Below are 19,779 nucleotides of genomic sequence, written 5' to 3' on the forward strand. Positions count from 1 at the left end.
ATTTAAAATAAACTTCTAAATCTAATTCAAATCTGGTTGGAATATTTTAACAACACCATCCCCTTCACTGCTGACCACCACTAAACTTCTTTTGTTAGGGCTTTTCGAAGCTGGAATAAAAAGCAATCCTTCTGGAGCATCTCCTGTTTTGAAAGCCTGCAAAAATTTTGGGGCCGCAGGATTGGTAACATCATATACCATAACCGCATCTACTCGCTCTAATCCAACAAAAAGAATCGTTTTATCGCCCATTTTAGTAACCACAACTGATTCTGGTTCAACAGATTTATCATCACTTCTGGTATCATCATACACACCAAATTCTTGCGCTTTCTTGTCTAATTCATTTTTACTGTCAAATACCATTTCTCCTGTATTTCCATTCCAAATTGAAAAAGAACGGGCTCCAAAAGAAACTAATTCGTCAAAATCACCATCACCGTCCGTGTCACCCATTTTGGTATTGATATTCAATCTTCCCATGCTAGCCTCGGCCTTTAAAGCTACGGCATTTGGAAATGCTATTGGATCCAGAAGAACAGAGGAACTGCTGATTCTTTTTACATCAACAAAAGCACTGTATTCTCTAGCATCTCCTTCATTTGCAGTAACAAAATAAGGGATTTTATTGATTTCGAAATTAGTGATCGCATCCGGTTGAAACATTCCTTTCAATTTCCAGATACCAGCTAAAACACTACCATCTTTATCGCTGATATCTATAGCATTTTCGGCAAGATTGTAATCTTTGTAACCTAACGGAAAAATATTTGTAATCGTTTTAGTTGCCAAATCAATTTTAGCCACCCCGTTGTTTTCCTGTAAAGTCACCCAAGCCGTTTTTGAATCAGCAGAAATCGTGATGTATTCCGGTTCAATATCAGAGGCAAAATTATTTGTTGGACTTGCAATTCTGAATCCTTTTGTTTTCAGTGTACTCAATTGACTGCTAAAACTTCCGAAATTTAAAGTCGTCACCGCATAATTACTGTTTACCGCAATAATAGAAACAGAACCGTCTGGGTCAATCGAATACGTATCATTTGGCTCTCCTTCATTAGCAGTCATGATATAATTTCCGTCAGGTGAGAAAGTAATCATATCCGGTAAAGCGCCAACCATAATTTCTTTAATGACACTGTAATTAGCGGTGTCAAAAACAACAACTTTCCCTGCATCTTGTCTATTTGGTTTTGCTTCTAATGCAACTGCCAATTTACCATTATATGTTGCAACACTGTTTGAAGCACCATTAAATGGTGTCAAATCGATACTTGTTACAAAAACTGGACTTGACGGATTAGATAAATCAATAACATCAATTCTATTTGTATTACTGTTGTTTACGGTAAATAACTTTTTAGAAACTTCATCATACGCACTTATTTCTGCTGCTCCTGCACCACCAATAGTAATGGAACCAATTTCTTTGAAAGTTGCAGCATTTTCATTTACAACCAATTCAGGTGTATCCTCTTTATTAGAGTCATTTTCGCAACTTGACAATACCATAATTGCCGCTAGTATTGTAATACCATACTTTTTCATAACTGTATTTTTAATTTTTTTCAAAAATAACTAGCTGAAACCCGACAAGAATTAACTCAATATTATATAATCATTACCAAAACTATTCTTATAAATTTATGAGTTACCCAAAATGAATGGTTGCTAACTATTTTAAAATCCTACTGAATGTTTATATTTGCAGTCTTTATAATTAGAAACGCTTTATGACTACAAATAATAGAAGATTTCCTGCTGAATGGGAAAAGCAACAAGGAATTTTACTGTGTTTTCCTCACAATGGGAAAGACTGGCCGGGGAAATATGAAGCGATTCAATGGGCTTTTGTAGAATTTATTAAAAAAGTGGCTACTTTCGAACAAGTCTTTTTAGTCGTTGCAGATGAAAACCAAAAAGAAAAAGTCAATGTCATGCTGGAAACAGCTCATGTTGCGCTAACAAATGTTTTGTACATCATTCATAAAACCAATAGAAGCTGGATGCGTGATTCGGGTCCAATAATCGTTAAAAACGGAACCAAAAGGGAAGCCTTAAACTTTAATTTTAATGGCTGGGCCAAATATAAAAACATTCAGCTTGACAAGTTTGTTCCTGCAAAAGTGGGCGAATTTCTAAATATTCCTGTTACTCAAGTACTATACAAAGGAAAACCGGTAATTGTTGAAGGCGGTGCGATTGACACTAATGGACGCGGTACTTTACTAACTTCTGAAGAATGCTTGATGCATCCTGATATTCAGGTTCGGAATCAAAATTTCACCAAAGCCGATTACGAAGCGGTTTTCAAGGAATATCTTGGGATTACGAATGTGATTTGGTTAGGTAACGGAATTGAAGGCGATGACACACACGGTCATATTGATGATTTATGCCGATTTGTAAACGAAGACACCATTGTGACTATTGTAGAAACAGATCCAAAAGATAATAACTATAAACCATTACAAGACAATTTAAAACGTTTGCAAAACGCCAAACTGGAAAATGGTAAATCACCAATAATTGTGGTCTTACCAATGCCAAAACGTTTGGAATTTGATGGCTTGCGATTGCCGGCGAGTTATGCAAATTTCCTGATTTTGAACAATTGTGTTTTGGTTCCTACTTTTAACGACAGTAATGATAGAAAAGCGTTAAACATCCTTTCGGAGTGTTTTCCGGATAGAGAAATCATCGGAATCAGCGCTACTGATTTCATTTGGGGTTTTGGAACATTGCATTGCCTAAGTCAGCAAATTCCAGCATAAATTTAGAACAGAAAAATAAAAAAAATAAAAAAGACTTGTAGATTTAATTACTACAAGTCTTTTCTTTTTTAGTATGTCAAAATACTATTTGTCTTTTGTAAACGGTATTTTCTGCCCGTCACTCAAAATCATGTCTAATCCAGTTTTACTTTCATTAAATTGAAATGTAATTCCTGCTTGTTTAGACTTAAAAGTATCTTTCTCAATACGTTCAACAGTAAATGATGGATAATTTGTTATGGCAACATTTAAAGCATTATTCTTTTCTGAAAACACAATTTTTATTGGAGCATTTTTATTAGAATAAGTTCCTAAATATTCATCTAAGATAATGTCAACATCAATCATTCCATTGGCAGATGTCCAAGTATTATTTTCTTTATTACTATCTGGCAAAGCATGATCCGGGTCAAGAGTAATACTTTCGATTTCTTCAGTAGAATTATGTTTGAATGACCAGTCAACATTTCTTTGCCAAACTTCAACCGGCAATTTAACACGACTTACTTTTCCGCTTTTGGTTTTTATATCTAACATTACAGGCATTGCCATTTTTTCGAAGTTTTCAATCGAAATTACAACTCCTTGTTTTGGATCGTTTTTCACGTACTTTATCGAATTAATTCCTTGATCTAAACGCCAGTTGTATTGGAACCAACCTCTCCAAAACCAACTCAGATCTTCTCCTGCAACATTTTCAATCGTTCTGAAAAAGTCATCCGGTTGTGGATGTTTGTAAGCCCAACGTTCTACATACGTTCGCAAAGCTAAATCAAAACGCTCTGGTCCAAGAACTTGTTCACGCAAAATCACTAATCCTGAACTTGGTTTTGAATACGCTAAAAGACCAATATTAGCTTCCTTCATATTATCAGGCGAACTCATTATAGTTTCAAGATTTGGACTCGTATACACTTCAGCTCTTTGGTGCATATCAGCTGGTTTATCTTTGTATTCGCCATTATTAAAATCAACAGAACTCAATGAATTAATAAAAGTATTAAAACCTTCATCCATCCAAGCAAACATTCTTTCGTTTGAACCCACAATCATTGGAAACCAAATGTGTCCAAATTCGTGATCTGTAACTCCCCATAAATCTTCCCCTTTTGATTCCCAACTACAAAAAACAATCCCTGGATATTCCATTCCACCTTCGTTTCCGGCAACATTTGTAGCCGCTGGATAAGGATATTCTAACCATCTTTTAGAATAATTTTCAATTGACGCTTTCGTATATTCTGTCGAACGTCCCCAAGCTGCTTCACCGGCACTTTCCACAGGATAAACAGAAATAGCCAATGATTTTTTTCCGCTAGGCAAATTTATTTTTGCAGCGTCTAAAATAAATGCTGCTGAAGATGACCAAGAAAAATCACGGGCATTTTTAATTTTATAATTCCACGTTTTAGTAGTTGCAGTAAGTGTTTTTGATGCATTTGCAACTTCGGCAGCAGTACGGATAAAAACTGTTTTATCACTTTGTTTTGCCTGAGCCAATCTATTTTGCTCCACAGAAGAATAAACCACTGTAGGATTTAGTAATTCTCCTGAACCTACTACAATATGATTGGATGGCGCTGTAATGCTCACATCAAAATCACCGTATTCCAAGTAAAATTCCGAAGCTCCTAAATACGGATTAGTATTCCAGCCTCTTACATCATCATACACACACATACGTGGATACCACTGCGCTATGGTGAAAATTTTTCCGTTTTTAGTTTCTAAAACTCCCATTCTATCAGAACCTTCAAAAGGAGCTATAAAAGAAAAGTCAATTTTGATTTTAACAGAACCACCTTTCGGTCTCAATCCATCAGGAATAAAAACCTGCATTCTGGTATCCGTAATTACATACTTAGCTTCAGCCTCAGTAGATTTTCCTTTAACGGTAGTAATTACTTTAACTGATTTTATTTTATGTCCACCGTCAAAAATTTGGCCTTGAGCCCCATTTCGGCTTCCTGTCAAAGGAACAACCGCATTTCCACGGGAATCCGCTTTAAATAAATTTTGGTCTAAATTCATCCAAACAAAAGCCAATTTATCTGGGCTGTTGTTCGTATAGGTGATGATTCCTGTTCCGGAAATTTCGTTCTTTTTTTCATCCAATTTTGCCGTCAATTGATAATCGGCTCTGTTTTGCCAATATTCAGCCCCTGGTTGCCCACTTGCTGAACGAGTACTTGTTCCATTTTTTGAATAAAAAAATGGGGCAAAAGCATCATGATAATCATAATTTGAGATTGGGTTACTTGATACATTTGCAGGGGTTTGTTGCGCCCAAATAGACGTAAACCCTAATAATAAAGCCAAATATAGCATGACTCTGAAGCGACTGTTTTTCATTTTCTTAAAATTTATATCACAAATTAATGAAAAAAAAGAATATTTTAAACTATTCAGAAAGAATAGATTCCATTTTAAATAAATAAAATCAAGCTTAAACCTAATTAGAATTAAAAATTATAAAATATATTTACCATACAAAAATCAATTTTAAAATTAACGAAGAACAATTTTGACAACTATAATAAGTAACTCGAATCTTTCTGCTGAAATTAAGCACTTTGGAGCTGAATTAATTTCCTTAAAAACGAATCGGAATAGAGAATACATTTGGGAAGGGAATCCTGATTTTTGGGGCAAGCACTCTCCTATTTTGTTTCCAATTGTTGGTACATTAAAAAATAATTCCTTTCATCATAATGGAATTGAATATCATTTATCGAGACATGGGTTTGCCAGAGACATGGAATTTGAATTAATCAATGCAACGGAAAATAGTGCTACTTTCTCCATACAATCTTCTGACGAGACCTTAAAAGTATATCCTTTTGAATTTGAATTGCAAATCATTTACACATTAGACGGAAATAATTTATCTATTGAATATAAAGTTATTAATAACGGAAAAACGGAAATGCCATTTTCAATTGGAGCGCATCCCGCTTTTGCTTTACTAAATCAATTCGAAAATTATTCTATTGCTTTCGAAAAAGAAGAACTTTTAGAATATTATCTTTTGGAGGATGATTTAATTTCGAATAAAACTAAAAAATTAGAAGTTCATAATAAACAGATTCCGCTAACGTATGATTTGTTCGAAAACGACGCTTTGATTTTCAAAACATTACAATCGAATTCGTTGACGATTTTAGAAAACGAAAATCCAATTTTAAAAGTGAATTTTGAAAATTTTCCTAGTTTAGGAATTTGGACAAAAATGAATGCACCATTTCTTTGTATTGAACCTTGGTTTGGCTATTCGGATACCAATGAGAATTCTGGAAATCTATTGGAGAAAGAAGGCATTCAGATCCTCAATTCCAGAGAAAACTTTGAAGCAAAATTCAGCATTGAAATTTATAACCTATGAAAACTATTTTCTATATTTGGATAAATATAACCGAAGTTCGTAACTAAATAAAACTATGCGTAATTTACCACTTCTGTTAATCTTTATACTTTTATCATCCGGTTGTTCCAGTTATAAAGTATCTGAAGATTATGTCTTTCCTTCCAAAAAAGATAAAGCTCTGTATATTAAATCTTATAATCAAACATTGAAATTATGGGACATTCCGTTTGAAGAAACAGATGTGATGACAAGTTACGGTATGGCACATATCATCATCAGCGGACCAAAAACTGGCGAGCCTGTAATTTTATTCCATGGTACGGATGCAAGTTCCTCCATGTGGTTTCCTAACATCAAAGAATTCAGCAAAAGATACAGGGTTTACGGGATTGACTTTCCTTTAGAAGCTGGAAAGTCGGTAACAAACTGTATTAAATTGAGCAATAAAGAAACTGCTGATTTCTATAATGAGATTTTTGAGCATTTTCAGATGAAAAACATTAATTTGGTGGGGGTGTCGAGAGGCGGCTGGATGGCCACCTATTTAGCCGTACAACCTGATAATAAAATTAAGAAAATAGTTTTACTGAGTCCTGCACAAACCTTTGGAGGCATCGAAAACATATGGAAAGTCCTCACTGCACTAAATCTTAAATTATTTCCAAGCCCAAAAAGTTTAATAAAATTTTTTAATGCATTTTCATACTATCCAGATAAAATTGACAGTATCTTTAAAGAACAACTTTATCTGGCTTATAAATATGGAAATAGTAAACCCAGGTTATTAAATATGGTACGGTTTTCAGACAAGGATTTAAGATCTTTGAAAATTCCTGTTCTGGTTTTGGTTGGTGATCATGATATCGTGAATAGCAAAAAAATATTCGTGAAAGCACACAAATTAATTCCAAATGTAGAAACAGCAGTTATCAGGGACGCAGGGCATTTCTTATCTATTGATCAATCCGAAATTATAAATAAAAAAGTTGTCGAATTTTTAAATAAAAACTAATAATGTTAACTATAAATTTCAGTCCATTCCCAAATTTAGAAACTGAACGCTTGCTTTTAAGAAGAGTGGATACTAATGATATAAAAGAGATTTTAGCTTTGCGATCTAATCCGGAAACGATGAAATACATTCCAAGACCTTTAGTCAAAACGGATGAAGATGCCTTGGAACATATTGCAATGATAGATACCAAAATAGAAACTAATGAAGGTATAAATTGGGCAATTACATTGAAAAATGATCCAAAACTAATTGGAGTAATTGGTCATTACAGAATAAAACCAGAACATTATCGAGCTGAGATTGGGTATATGTTACTTCCTGAATTTCACGGAAAAGGAATTATTTCTGAAGCGGTAAAAGAAGCAGTCAAGTATGGTTTTAAAATAATGAAACTACATTCCATTGAAGCATTCATAGATCCTGAGAATCATGGATCTGCAAAAGTTTTAGAAAATAATGGTTTTGTTAAAGAAGCGCATTTAAAAGAAAATGAATTTTTTGAAGGGCGATTTTTGGATACGGTAATTTATTCCATTTTGAACAAATAGTCTTTGTTCTTGTCTCCTTTTATAATGTTAAATGCGTTTAAACTGACAATATTAACTTTAAACATAAAAAGCAATCAAACATTAATCTCTATATTTGCGCCTGTTTGTGGTCAATATTGACTGGAAAACAACAGAAAATATACTTTATGAAAAAATTATTTATTGCCTCTTTTCTTTTCTTCTCTTTTTTATTACAAGCACAAACGTATATAAAAGCAAATGCTTTGACTACTTTATTGACAGTTCCAAATGTTGGTATTGAAACCAGTATTGGAGAAAAATCAACTTTACAATTTGATGTTTTGGCTTCTTTTTGGGAATCAGTAAATGGTAAACCTAGAGAATTTTATACTTTCACACCTGAATATAGGTATCATTTTAAAGAGAAATACAATGGTTTTTATGCAGGTGCTCATATTGGTGCGAGCATATTTAATTTCCAGAAATGGAATTATTTGAATACTACTTTATATGAAAAAGGGTTTGGGTATTTCATTGGTTCAACTATTGGATATCAAGTGAAAATCAATGACAAATTTATGTTGGATTGTTTCTTAGGCGGCGGTTGGCATCAAGGTTTTTATAAAGGATATGACTTAACTACTGGCGAACGTTACGAGAAAGCTCAAAAATATAACAAAAGCGGCGAATGGCTGCCTTACAGAGGTGGCGTTATGGTTTCTTATAAGTTAAACTAAAACCTATTTGGGTAATTTAGCTACTGATTTTATATACAAATCTTCCACTTGTTTTCTTGCCCAATCCGTTTTTCGTAAAAAAGTTAAACTGGATTTTATACTTGGATTATCTGTAAAACATTTAATTTTTACTAATTCTCCAAGAGTATCGAACCCATAATAATCAACTAATTGTTCAACGATTCTTTGAAGTGTAATTCCGTGAAGCGGGTCTTTTGATTTTGAGTTTTCCATTTTGCAAATATATAAAATCAGTAAATAATAATTTTTTAAATTTATTCAAATGAAAAAATTCATACTTATAATCGCTTTTTTTGCTTTGCAAGTTAGTTTTGGACAACAAAATACAACAACTTATTATTTTATACGTCACGCTGAAAAAACAGATAATTCTCAAAATCCTGATTTATCGGAAAGCGGTTTGGAAAGAGCTAATCTTTGGAACAAAATATTCTCAGAAGTTAGTTTTGATGAAATCTACTCAACGGATTATAAAAGAACAATACAAACTGCAAGTCCTACAGCTACAGCCAAGAAGATTCAAATTAAACTGTATAACCCTAAAAATATAGCTATTGAATCTTTCAAAAAAGAAACTTTAAAAAAAAAGGTTTTGATTGTTGGACATAGCAATACCACACCGATTTTTGTAAATCAAATTATTAATCAAAAGATTTATGCAGATATTGAAGATACTATTTTTGGTAATCTTTATATTGTAACTATAAATGGAGACTCGATTACACACCAATTGCTGAAATTGCCATAAGTTATTGCTAAACCTTTAATTTTTGCTACATTTGCAAACTATGCTAAAAACAATAAATATATTAAACAAAAGAGCTCGATTTGACTATGAAATAATCGAGACCTTCACTGCTGGAATTGTTTTAGCCGGAACCGAAATCAAATCTATCCGATTAGGAAAAGCAAATATTACAGAGAGTTTTTGTGAATTTAGTAATAACGAACTTTTTGCAATAAATACCTATATTGAAGAATATACTTTTGGCAATCAATTCAATCATAAAGCCAGAAGCGAACGTAAATTACTTTTGAATAAAAGAGAATTAAAAGGTTTGCTAAAAAGTGTTCAAGCCAAAGGATTAACCATAGTTCCCTTGAAATTGTTTACCAATGAAAAAGGAATGGCTAAACTACAGATTGGTCTTTGTAAAGGTAAAAAAACCTACGACAAGCGTGAATCTCTTAAAGAACAAGACACTAAACGTGACTTAGACAGAATCAAAAAATCATTTTAAATTAAAAAAGTATTGAATAAATTATTTTTTACTTAAAAAAAATGACTAAATTTGTCAAGACAATTTAAAACATTTTTAAAAATGAAAACACTACTCAAAAACGCAAGAGAACAAAAAGGACTCAAAACTAGAGAAGTGGCTCAGCTTTTAGGAATTGATCAAGCTTTAATAAGTAAATTTGAAAGTGGAGGCAGAAAACCCACCAGAGAACAAGTTATAAAGTTAGCTTCTTTACTGGAAATAGATTTAGAAACAATAATGGTAATTTGGCTTAAAGAGAAAATTCTTTATGAAATTGGCGAAGATGAATTTGCGCTAAAAGCATTACTGGTTGCAGAAGAAGAAATTAGATACCAAAGCAAACCTTCAAAGAAAAAATTATCTACTACACTTCAGAAAATTTTAGATGAAATAGATACATTAAAAACAAAACTGGATAGTTTTCGTCAGTTTGACAGTTATCGTATTGCTCAGGCACTCGAATTAGAATATACTTTTGAAAGTAACCGAATTGAAGGAAATACCATGACGTTACGCGAAACTGATTTAGTTATCAATGAAGGTTTAACTATTTCTGGAAAAAGTATGCGAGAACATCTTGAGGTGATTAATCATCAAGAAGCGATTGCATACATAAAAGATTTAATGCAAAGAAATACTTCTATAAATGAACGCGAAGTACTGTCTATCCATAATCTTATTTTGAGAGGGATTCATCCTGAAGATGCGGGTCGCTACAGGAAAGTGCAGGTGATGATTCAAGGGAGCAGCCATATGCCACCACAACCGTTTCTGGTTGCCAAAGAAATGGAAGCTTTTTTTATTTGGTATGAAACCAATAAATCAAGTCTTCATCCTATAGTTTTGGCGGGTGAAATACACGAGCGTTTAGTCACCATCCATCCATTTATTGATGGGAATGGTAGAACGTCGCGTTTAGTTATGAACTTAATTTTATTACAACATGGTTATATTATCGCCAATATAAAAGGCGATTATAACAGTCGAATGCAATATTACCAAGCACTGGAAACGGCTCAAACAAAAAACAATAAAGAAGATTTTTTATTGTTTATTGCTCAAATAGAAAAAGAAAGTTTAGAACGGTATTTAAATATTATTGGTCAATAAGAAACCCCCTGATTAGCGGGTTTCTTATTTAATTTTTATCTTCTAATAAAGGAACGAATCTAAATTCACCAAACTCATGTTTCTCGAATTGCGTTTCATTTTTTCGAATTAACAAAGTCATAATTTGTACCTCTTCCCCTAACGGAATAACTAGCCTTCCTCCTATTTTTAGCTGTGCCATCAAAGGCTGAGGTATAAATGGAGCACCTGCAGTTACGATAATACTATCAAAAGGGGCATAACTTGGCAACCCTTTATAACCATCTCCAAAAGAAAGATGTTTGGGGCGAATATTCAATTTTGGAAATAAAACAGAAGTTTGCTTAAACAATTCTTTTTGCCTTTCAACGCTAAATACTTTGGCTCCTAACAAACATAAAACAGCTGTTTGATATCCAGAACCTGTTCCTATTTCTAAAATTTTATGCTCTTTTTTTACTTCTAATAATTGAGATTGAAAAGCGACTGTATATGGTTGCGATATCGTTTGACCAGCACCAATAGGAAATGCTTTATCTTGATAAGCATAATCTTCAAAACTGGAATTTAAAAATAAATGTCTTGGAATCTTTTTTATCGCATCCAAAACACTTTTATCAGTAATCCCTTTTTGCTCTAAAACGCTTATTAATTGATTCCGAAGTCCTTGATGCTTGGCTGTGTCTTTCAAAATTTAATATTTTATTTTGGTAAAAATAGCAAAGAATTTCTGAATTCAAATGTTGGATTTTAAATTTTAAATTAACTAAATAATTGTCCCATATCAATAATAGATTAATCATTTTATTGCTATTTTTGTAAAAATTACATCGTTATGCTGAAAATTGGAGTATTAGGTGCTGGTCATCTGGGAAAAATACATTTGCGTTTATTACAACAATCTGATAAATATGAATTAGTCGGTTTTTATGACCCAAATCAAGAGAATGCCGAAAAGGTTTCTAAAGAATTCGGCTATAAACATTTTAGCACAATTGCCACTCTTATTCATGCAGTTGATGTAATTGACATTGTAACACCAACTCTTTCTCACTACAAATGTGCCAAAGTAGCCATTAAATCCGGCAAGCACGTTTTTATTGAAAAACCAATTTCAAATACGGTGGAAGAAGCCGAAGAAATTATCGCTTTGGCGGCAGCATATAATGTCAAAGGTCAAGTAGGTCATGTGGAGCGTTTCAATCCAGCATTTATCGCTACCAAGAATATGATTGAAAATCCTATGTTTATTGAAACCCATCGTCTTGCTGAATTCAATCCTCGTGGAACCGATGTTCCCGTAGTTTTAGATTTGATGATCCATGATATTGATGCTATTTTGAGCGTTGTAAAATCAAAAGTGAAAAATATAAATGCCAGTGGTGTTTCGGTTATCAGTGATACGCCGGATATTGCCAATGCCAGGATAGAATTCGAAAATGGTTGTGTTGCCAATTTAACTGCGAGCAGAATTTCGATGAAAAACATGCGTAAATCTCGTTTTTTCCAAAAAGATGCTTATATCTCAGTTGATTTCTTAGAAAAGAAATGTGAAGTGGTAAAAATGAAAGATGCTCCGGAAGTTCCCGGTGATTTTGATATGATTTTACAAAATGCTGAAGGCGTAAAAAAACAAATCTACTTCTCCAATCCAGATGTAGAACAAAACAACGCAATTCTTGATGAACTGGAATCATTTGCAGATGCTATAATCAATGATACAGAACCTGTTGTAACATTGGAACAAGCAACTGAAGCGTTAAGAGTGGCGTATCAAATTATTGATTGTTTTAAAAAGTAAATAAAATTTGTTTAAAGTTTAAGGTTTAAAGTTGCTCAAGAGAACTTTAAACTTTAAACTTTTAAACTTTAAACTAAAAAATATGAAAGCAATAGCCGTAATCGGAGCAGGAACAATGGGGAATGGAATCGCCCACACCTTTGCACAAAGTGGTTTTACCGTAAAATTAATAGATGTTTCAGAGAAATCTTTGGATAAAGGAATGGCAACTATCGCCGCAAATTTAGACCGAATGATTGCAAAAGGGAGTATCACCCAAGAAGACAAAGCTAAAACGATCACCAATATTATCACTTATACAGATATTAAAGATGGTGTTGTAGGTGTAGATTTAGTGGTTGAAGCTGCGACAGAAAATGTTGAATTGAAATTAAATATTTTCAAACAATTAAACGAAGCTTGTTCTCACAATACGATTTTGGCAACCAATACTTCTTCCATTTCGATTACTCAAATTGGAGCAGTTGTGGCTCATCCGGAACGTGTTATCGGAATGCACTTTATGAATCCGGTGCCTATCATGAAACTGGTAGAAATTATTCGTGGTTATAATACTTCTGACGAAGTGACAAAAATCATCATGAATCTTTCTGAGAAATTAGGAAAAACACCTGTTGAAGTAAACGATTATCCTGGTTTTGTTGCCAATAGAATTTTGATGCCAATGATTAACGAAGCTATCGAAACATTATACAATAAAGTGGCTGGTGTTTATGAAATTGACACTGTTATGAAACTTGGAATGGGTCACCCAATGGGACCTTTACAATTAGCCGATTTTATTGGTCTTGATGTATGCTTGGCCATTTTAAATGTAATGTACGACGGTTTCAAAAATCCAAAATATGCCCCTTGTCCATTACTGGTAAATATGGTTCGTGCAGGAAAAATGGGTGTGAAATCTGGCGAAGGTTTCTACGATTATTCTGAAAGCAAAAAAGCAGATAAAATTTCTAAACAATTTATATAGTCTCTATGTTTAAAAGTTGAGAGTCTGAAGTTAATTACTTTAAACTCTCGACTTTTGACTTTATGACTTTCGACTTTTAACATAATTATGGCCAAAATAGTTCCTTTCAAAGCAGTTCGTCCTACTCGTGATAAGGTTTGTCTTGTCACTTGTCGTTCTTATGAAGAATATGTAAATGCTGAATTAGCAGCGCAATTGGATTTCAATCCGTTGTCTTTTTTGCATATACTAAAACCTGCTTATACCAATCAGGAAAGCGTTTCTTTTGAAAAAAGATACCGACAAGTACATCAAAAATACGAGGATTTCAAAAATGAAATCATTTTAGTAAAAGACAAAAAACCTGCCATTTATATTCATAAAATTGTTACCAAAACACAATCATTCACAGGGATTATTGCAGGGACAAGCGTAGAAGATTATCGCAATGATATCATCAAAAAACACGAAGACATTATTGCTTTCAGAGTCCGATTACTAAAAGAATACATGAAATATTCAGAGTTCAATACAGAACCTGTTTTAATGACGTATCCTGATAATAAAACGATTGAAAACTGGATTTTTAATTGTACCCAAAAATTAGCCGATTTTGAATTTTCAACCACAAAAAAAGAGATTCATTATCTGTGGAAAATTGAAGATGCATTAGAAATCAATTGGCTACAAAACATATTTGAAAAAACAAATAATCTTTACATAGCTGACGGTCATCATCGTACCGAAGCACTGAAATTACTATCCGAAGAAAATGATGATTCAGAAAATACAGCAAAAAATCATATTCTGAGCTATTTAATTTCCGAAAACAATGTCAAAATATATGAATTCAATCGTTTAGTAAAAGATTTAAACGGTTTCTCAAAAGAAGATTTCATAAAAGAATTAGAAAAAGATTTTATTCTTGAAAACAAATTCCAACAACCTTTTCAGCCTTCTCAAAAGCATCAGTTCGGAATGTATCTTGACAATGCCTTTTATAGCTTAATTTTACGGAAAGAAAATGAAGTTTTCAAAACAGCTTTGGATAGTCTAGACACACAAATTTTATACAAAAAAGTGTTGTTGCCTATTCTAGCCATTGAGGATTTACGCAATGACGAACGAATAGAATACCTTTCAGGAAAACAATCTGTATTGGAAGTAAAAAATAAAATTGACCAAGGAGAATTTGAAATCGGTTTTATATTATTCCCCTCAAATATTGGAGAAATAAAAGCTTTGGCTGATGCCAATCAAATTATGCCTCCAAAAAGCACGTATATTGAACCAAAGTTTAGAAGCGGATTGGTCGTTTATGAACTTTAGGTTTTAGTAACGCTTTAAAATCAAAACATTAAAATGTCAATAGCAAACAACTTACTCAAGATAAAATCAACCTTACCATCAGACGTAACCTTAGTTGCGGTTTCAAAAACCAAACCTGTTTCGGATTTAATGGAAGGGTATGAAGCCGGTCAACGCATTTTTGGAGAAAACAAAATCCAGGAAATGGCCGAGAAATGGGAACAAATGCCCAAAGACATTCAATGGCACATGATAGGTCACGTTCAAACAAATAAAGTCAAATTTATGGCACAATTTGTGAGCTTGATTCATGGAGTAGATAGCTTAAAATTAGTACAGGAAATCAACAAACAGGCGCTAAAACACAATAGAGTTATCGATTGTTTATTACAAATACATATTGCTAAAGAAGAGACTAAATTTGGTCTTGACGAGAAAGAACTCGCTTCACTCCTATCTTCAAATGAATTTCAAAAACTGAAAAACATTAGAATCGTTGGATTAATGGGAATGGCAACTTTTACAGACAATAAAGATCAAATCAAGAAAGAATTCACCCATTTGAAATCTATTTTTGATCAATGCATAATTCATAATTCACAATTTACCATTCTTTCTATGGGAATGTCCGGCGATTATCAACTCGCAATTGAATGTGGAAGCACAATGGTTCGGATTGGAAGTAGTATCTTTGGAGGAAGAAATTGATTTTTGATTGAGGATTAACGATTTTAATTTCAGATTTGAAAATTACTATTAAAAAACTGATTACTAAAAACTGAACACTGAATACTGAAATTTGTACGCAATACTAGACATAGAAACCACTGGAGGACAATTCAACGAAGAAGGAATCACTGAAATCGCCATCTATAAATTTGATGGTCATGAAGTTGTGGATCAATTCATCAGTTTAGTAAATCCGGAAATTCCAATTCAGCCGTTTGTAGTGAAACTAACGGGGATTAATAATGCTATGTTACATTCTGCTCCAAAGTTTTTTGAAGTGGCCAAACGTATTATCGAAATGACAAATGATTGTGTTATTGTGGCCCATAATGCTTCTTTCGATTATAGAATTTTACGAACTGAATTTAGACGATTAGGATATGATTTTGAAGCCAGAACACTTTGTACCGTTGAATTATCAAAAAAACTATTACCGGAGCAACCCTCCCATAGTTTAGGAAAACTGGTTCGTGCGCTTGGAATCCCAATGGCAGATAGGCACAGAGCCAGTGGTGATGCTTTGGCTACAGTCAAATTATTTAAAATTCTTTTAGAAAAAGATTTAGAAAAAGAAATTGTAAAAGATTTTATAAAGCTGGAAATCGAAAAAGGAATCGCTCCAAAATTACTGGATATTGTTTCTGGTTTACCCCCTAAAACAGGCATCTATTACATTCACAATGAAAAAGGAAATCTGATCTATATTGGCAAAAGTCGAAACATAAAAAAACGTGTCAATCAGCATTTTACGGGGACTTCCACAAAATGCAAGAAAATACAAGCCGAAGTTTTTACGGTAACATATGATGAAACCGGAAGTGAATTGATCGCTTTATTGAAAGAAAGTGAAGAAATAAAAATCAACAAACCTATTCATAACCGAGGACAAAGAAAAAATACTTCCCAATTGGCTTTATACGCTGAAAAAGATAAAAATGGTTATCTCAATCTAAAACTTCAAAAAGCAGACGGTCGAAAAAAAGAAATCACCTCATTTACTTCCTTACAAGAAGGAAAAAATGCGTTGTTCAGAATAACTTCCCATTATAATTTATGCCAAAAACTTACCGGTTTATATGTTTCAAAAACTAACTGTTTTCAATACAATATAAAAGAGTGTGACGGTGCTTGTATTGGAGAGATTTCTGCTAAAGAATATAACGCAAGAGTTCAGGCATTTATAGAAAATAATAGCTTCGAAAATCAAAATATGCTACTTGTTGACCGAGGAAGAACCATCAATGAACGCAGCGCAGTTTTAATTGAAAACGGAATTTATAAAGGCTATGCTTTCTATGATTTAAACTATCAAATAAACAACATCGAAATCCTTAAAAATATTATTATTCCCATGCAAAATAATAGGGATACACGTACTATCATTCAAGGTCATGTTCGAAAAAGTAAAACACTGAAAATTGTAAAATTCTAATCATATGCTAATAATTACAACATAATTATGCAAAGATTAAAGTCAAAATTTGATGCTTTTAGACAAAGAACTAATATCGTAATTTACGGAACAAATACCGCTTCCGGAAGATTATTTGACCTCATTCTTTTAGGCGTTATTCTATTGAGTGTCGTTATAGTGATGCTTGAAACAGTCAAAGGTTTTGACACAAAGTACCACCAACAACTCATTGTTTTGGAATGGATTATTACTATTTTCTTTACTTTAGAATACATTCTTAGAATTATATCGATTAAAAAACCCATAAAATATATCTTTAGTTTTTATGGAATAATTGATTTGATTGCAACATTACCTATGTATTTCTCCCTGTTTTTTGTTGGAACAAGCGTTTTAACAGTCGTTAGAGCTTTACGATTGTTGCGATTATTCAAGATTCTGAAACACCCAAAATTCTCCAGCCAATCCACCCACTTAAAAGAAGCGTTGATTGCCAGTAAAGGAAAAATACTTATTTTCATCTATTTCATGTTAATCAGCAGTATCATCATTGGCTCAGTAATGTATATCGTTGAAGGAAAAGAAGGCGGTTTTACCAGTATTCCTATCAGTATTTATTGGACAATCGTAACACTGACAACGGTAGGATATGGAGATATTTCGCCTATAACACCGCTAGGACAAGCCATAGCATCGGCAGTAATGATAATGGGTTATGGCATTATTGCGGTTCCTACAGGAATAGTTTCTGCGGAATTCGCAAACAGCAATCGTAAAAAAAATAATTTAGAAAAAATCAATCCTTGCCCAAGTTGTGGTACTGAAGGACATGAACATAACGCAAAATACTGCTACCATTGTGGTGCAGAACTATAATTTATTAATTTGAAGCAATTCCAGCTGTACACTGCAACTCCTCGTTATTCCAGTTGTTTTTCTAAGGCATAAAAGGAGCTTCCTTTGGTCGCTCTTTTACACCAAGAAAAACAAACTTTCATAACTCCGGGGTTTCCGTTTCCATCTGGGCTAAGAAATATGAAATACTTAATAACCATTATCGGGCCCACGGCTATAGGAAAAACTTCCTTGAGTATAGTATTAGCTAACTATTTTAAATGTGATATTATTTCCTGTGACAGCAGACAGTTTTTCAAGGAAATGACCATTGGAACCGCTGTACCAAGCAAAGCCGAGTTAGCAGCGACTACCCATCATTTCATCCAAAACAAATCAATATTAGAGAATTATACAGTTGGTGATTTCGAGAAAGAAGCTATTGCTAAACTTGACCAATTATTTTTGACAAATGATTATGCCATTCTGGTTGGCGGTTCCGGATTGTATGTAGATGCCATTCTAAAGGGTTTTGATGAATTTCCCGAAATAGATGCTGCAGTACGTACTGAAATAACCACAAATTACGAAAAACTAGGAATTGGGTATTTGCAACAAAAACTGGAAGTTTTAGATCCTGATTATTACAAAAGTTTGACCGCCGAAAATCCTCAAACATTGCAAAACCCACAACGAATGATGCGTTTTGTAGAAGTATGCTTGGGTTCTGGGAAACCCTATTCTTCTTTTTTAAACCAGAAGCAAAACACACGCAACTTTACTCCTATTTTAATTGGTTTAGAAGCCGACAGAAAAATCATTTACAGTCGAATCAATCAACGTGTTGATGTCATGATGAATGAGGGGCTTCTGGCTGAAGCCAAAACATTATTTCCAAATAAAGAGTTGAATGCTTTGCAAACTGTAGGTTACAGAGAATTATTCAGCTATTTTGACAGAGAAATTTCATTAGAATTTGCTATCGAAGAAATAAAGAAAAACACTCGAAGATTTTCAAAACGCCAGTTGACTTGGTTCAAAAGAAATGAAAACACCAAATGGTTTGATTTCGAAACTCCGTATGAAGCTATTGTGGATTACATTAATTCAAAAAAAGTAAAACAATAAATCTTATATCTAAGAATACAAATTCATAATTTATAATTCACAATTAATAATTCTCTACATGCCTATCTCTCCAAATTTTACTTCTGTTCTTAGCAAAGACTGGGAAATCAATTTTACACAATGCGCGCCAAATGGATTTTTAAAATACACTGATTTGTGTAATATTTTACAATTAACAGCTGCGGCACATTCAGAAATTGGTGGAATCAGTTTTACTGACATGCAGGAATTTGACCAAGCATGGGTCTTGAGCAGAATGCGTGTTGAAATCTCAGAATTACCAAAATGGGGAGACACTGTAACCGTAAAAACATGGATCAATTCCTTGGAGAACTCCCGTTCAGTACGGGCGCTGGAAATGCACATAAATGGAGATAAAATTGTAGGCTCTGAGACTTTTTGGGCTGTTTTTAATACTAAAAAACGTCGGCCGGAAGGATTAGCTTTACCGTTTGAACATTTTGAATTATATCCCGAAAAAAGAGCCACTATAGAAGGTTTTTCTAAAATCAATTTCAATTATGAAAAAGAAATAGTTTTTGAAAGAAATGTATTTTTATCCGATCTAGACATTGTAAATCATGTCAATAATGTCAAATACCTGGAATGGTGTTTGGATCTGGTTGACGAAAAATTAATCCTGAATCAAAAAATTGAAAGTTTTGAAATGAATTTCTTAAAGGAATTGTCATTAAAAGAAAAAGTGATTATTCACGAAAGTATTTCTGAAAGAGAGACTGTTTTTAGTATTACAAAAGAAGATAAGACGAGTTTCGCTTTACAATTGAACTGGAAATAAAAACGTCCTTTCGCTCCAAAAAAAAAGCCTCAATTTCTTGAGGCTT

At 33.2% G+C, this 19,779-nt stretch carries 20 protein-coding genes; 16 read left to right on the forward strand and 4 right to left on the reverse strand.

The annotated features are described in order from the left end of the window. Positions 1 to 21: 21 nt before the first annotated feature. Positions 22 to 1,548 (reverse strand): choice-of-anchor I family protein, encoded by a 1,527-nt coding sequence (locus tag E0H99_RS14835; protein WP_131997265.1) that lies wholly within the window; start codon positions 1,546 to 1,548, stop codon positions 22 to 24. Positions 1,549 to 1,733: 185 nt separating this feature from the next. Here E0H99_RS14835 and E0H99_RS14840 point away from each other — a divergent pair, with 185 nt between their 5' ends. After that, complete coding sequence (locus E0H99_RS14840) at positions 1,734 to 2,774, forward strand: agmatine/peptidylarginine deiminase (protein WP_131997268.1); 1,041 nt, start codon at positions 1,734 to 1,736, stop codon at positions 2,772 to 2,774. An 84-nt stretch (positions 2,775 to 2,858) separates the two neighbouring features. On the opposite strand, the gene E0H99_RS14845 is transcribed toward E0H99_RS14840, so the two are convergent. Further along, positions 2,859 to 5,126: a M1 family metallopeptidase gene (locus tag E0H99_RS14845; RefSeq protein ID WP_131997271.1), complete on the reverse strand. Its 2,268-nt coding sequence runs from the start codon at positions 5,124 to 5,126 to the stop codon at positions 2,859 to 2,861. A 172-nt stretch (positions 5,127 to 5,298) separates the two neighbouring features. Here E0H99_RS14845 and E0H99_RS14850 point away from each other — a divergent pair, with 172 nt between their 5' ends. The 4 genes from E0H99_RS14850 (at position 5,299) to E0H99_RS14865 (ending at position 8,399) form a co-directional block, all read left to right on the forward strand. Further along, entirely contained in the window at positions 5,299 to 6,156 is an 858-nt protein-coding gene (locus E0H99_RS14850; RefSeq protein WP_131997274.1) for an aldose 1-epimerase family protein, read from the forward strand. Positions 6,157 to 6,211: 55 nt separating this feature from the next. Next, positions 6,212 to 7,150: an alpha/beta fold hydrolase gene (locus E0H99_RS14855; protein WP_131997277.1), complete on the forward strand. Its 939-nt coding sequence runs from the start codon at positions 6,212 to 6,214 to the stop codon at positions 7,148 to 7,150. A 2-nt stretch (positions 7,151 to 7,152) separates the two neighbouring features. Then, positions 7,153 to 7,701, forward strand: a complete 549-nt coding sequence (locus E0H99_RS14860) for a GNAT family N-acetyltransferase (protein WP_131997280.1) — start codon at positions 7,153 to 7,155, stop codon at positions 7,699 to 7,701. 146 nt (positions 7,702 to 7,847) lie between these two features. Next, positions 7,848 to 8,399 (forward strand): DUF3575 domain-containing protein, encoded by a 552-nt coding sequence (locus E0H99_RS14865; RefSeq protein WP_131997283.1) that lies wholly within the window; start codon positions 7,848 to 7,850, stop codon positions 8,397 to 8,399. Between the two features lie 3 nt (positions 8,400 to 8,402). On the opposite strand, the gene E0H99_RS14870 is transcribed toward E0H99_RS14865, so the two are convergent. Further along, positions 8,403 to 8,633 (reverse strand): VF530 family DNA-binding protein, encoded by a 231-nt coding sequence (locus E0H99_RS14870; protein WP_131997286.1) that lies wholly within the window; start codon positions 8,631 to 8,633, stop codon positions 8,403 to 8,405. Between the two features lie 49 nt (positions 8,634 to 8,682). Here E0H99_RS14870 and E0H99_RS14875 point away from each other — a divergent pair, with 49 nt between their 5' ends. The 3 genes from E0H99_RS14875 (at position 8,683) to E0H99_RS14885 (ending at position 10,792) form a co-directional block, all read left to right on the forward strand. After that, positions 8,683 to 9,168: a phosphoglycerate mutase family protein gene (locus E0H99_RS14875; protein ID WP_131997289.1), complete on the forward strand. Its 486-nt coding sequence runs from the start codon at positions 8,683 to 8,685 to the stop codon at positions 9,166 to 9,168. A gap of 40 nt (positions 9,169 to 9,208) precedes the next feature. Next, entirely contained in the window at positions 9,209 to 9,661 is a 453-nt protein-coding gene (smpB, locus tag E0H99_RS14880; protein ID WP_131997292.1) for an SsrA-binding protein SmpB, read from the forward strand. Positions 9,662 to 9,742: 81 nt separating this feature from the next. Further along, positions 9,743 to 10,792: a Fic family protein gene (locus tag E0H99_RS14885; protein WP_131997295.1), complete on the forward strand. Its 1,050-nt coding sequence runs from the start codon at positions 9,743 to 9,745 to the stop codon at positions 10,790 to 10,792. A gap of 28 nt (positions 10,793 to 10,820) precedes the next feature. On the opposite strand, the gene E0H99_RS14890 is transcribed toward E0H99_RS14885, so the two are convergent. Continuing rightward, entirely contained in the window at positions 10,821 to 11,462 is a 642-nt protein-coding gene (locus tag E0H99_RS14890; protein WP_131997298.1) for a protein-L-isoaspartate(D-aspartate) O-methyltransferase, read from the reverse strand. 144 nt (positions 11,463 to 11,606) lie between these two features. Between E0H99_RS14890 and E0H99_RS14895 the strand changes: the two genes are divergently transcribed. The 8 genes from E0H99_RS14895 (at position 11,607) to E0H99_RS14930 (ending at position 19,733) form a co-directional block, all read left to right on the forward strand. Further along, the gene (locus E0H99_RS14895) at positions 11,607 to 12,572 is read left to right on the forward strand and encodes a Gfo/Idh/MocA family protein (RefSeq protein WP_131997301.1); all 966 of its coding nucleotides are present in this window, start codon (positions 11,607 to 11,609) and stop codon (positions 12,570 to 12,572) included. An 82-nt stretch (positions 12,573 to 12,654) separates the two neighbouring features. Continuing rightward, complete coding sequence (locus tag E0H99_RS14900; RefSeq protein ID WP_131997304.1) at positions 12,655 to 13,542, forward strand: 3-hydroxyacyl-CoA dehydrogenase family protein; 888 nt, start codon at positions 12,655 to 12,657, stop codon at positions 13,540 to 13,542. An 87-nt stretch (positions 13,543 to 13,629) separates the two neighbouring features. Further along, positions 13,630 to 14,850 carry a DUF1015 domain-containing protein gene (locus tag E0H99_RS14905; RefSeq protein WP_131997307.1) on the forward strand — a complete coding sequence of 407 codons (1,221 nt, stop codon included), beginning with the start codon at positions 13,630 to 13,632 and terminating at the stop codon, positions 14,848 to 14,850. Between the two features lie 33 nt (positions 14,851 to 14,883). Further along, positions 14,884 to 15,537: a YggS family pyridoxal phosphate-dependent enzyme gene (locus tag E0H99_RS14910; protein ID WP_131997310.1), complete on the forward strand. Its 654-nt coding sequence runs from the start codon at positions 14,884 to 14,886 to the stop codon at positions 15,535 to 15,537. 91 nt (positions 15,538 to 15,628) lie between these two features. Next, positions 15,629 to 16,990, forward strand: a complete 1,362-nt coding sequence (locus E0H99_RS14915; RefSeq protein WP_131997313.1) for an exonuclease domain-containing protein — start codon at positions 15,629 to 15,631, stop codon at positions 16,988 to 16,990. Between the two features lie 27 nt (positions 16,991 to 17,017). Next, a complete protein-coding gene (locus E0H99_RS14920) occupies positions 17,018 to 17,848 on the forward strand; it encodes an ion transporter (RefSeq protein WP_131997316.1) in 831 nt (276 codons plus the stop codon). A 159-nt stretch (positions 17,849 to 18,007) separates the two neighbouring features. Further along, a complete protein-coding gene (gene miaA, locus E0H99_RS14925; RefSeq protein WP_131997319.1) occupies positions 18,008 to 18,934 on the forward strand; it encodes a tRNA (adenosine(37)-N6)-dimethylallyltransferase MiaA in 927 nt (308 codons plus the stop codon). Positions 18,935 to 18,992: 58 nt separating this feature from the next. After that, positions 18,993 to 19,733, forward strand: coding sequence for an acyl-[acyl-carrier-protein] thioesterase (locus tag E0H99_RS14930; protein WP_131997322.1), 741 nt, complete (start codon positions 18,993 to 18,995; stop codon positions 19,731 to 19,733). The last annotated feature ends 46 nt before the right edge of the window (positions 19,734 to 19,779 follow it).

This window comes from Flavobacterium sp. GT3P67 (assembly GCF_004349155.1).
Lineage (GTDB): Bacteria > Bacteroidota > Bacteroidia > Flavobacteriales > Flavobacteriaceae > Flavobacterium > Flavobacterium ranwuense.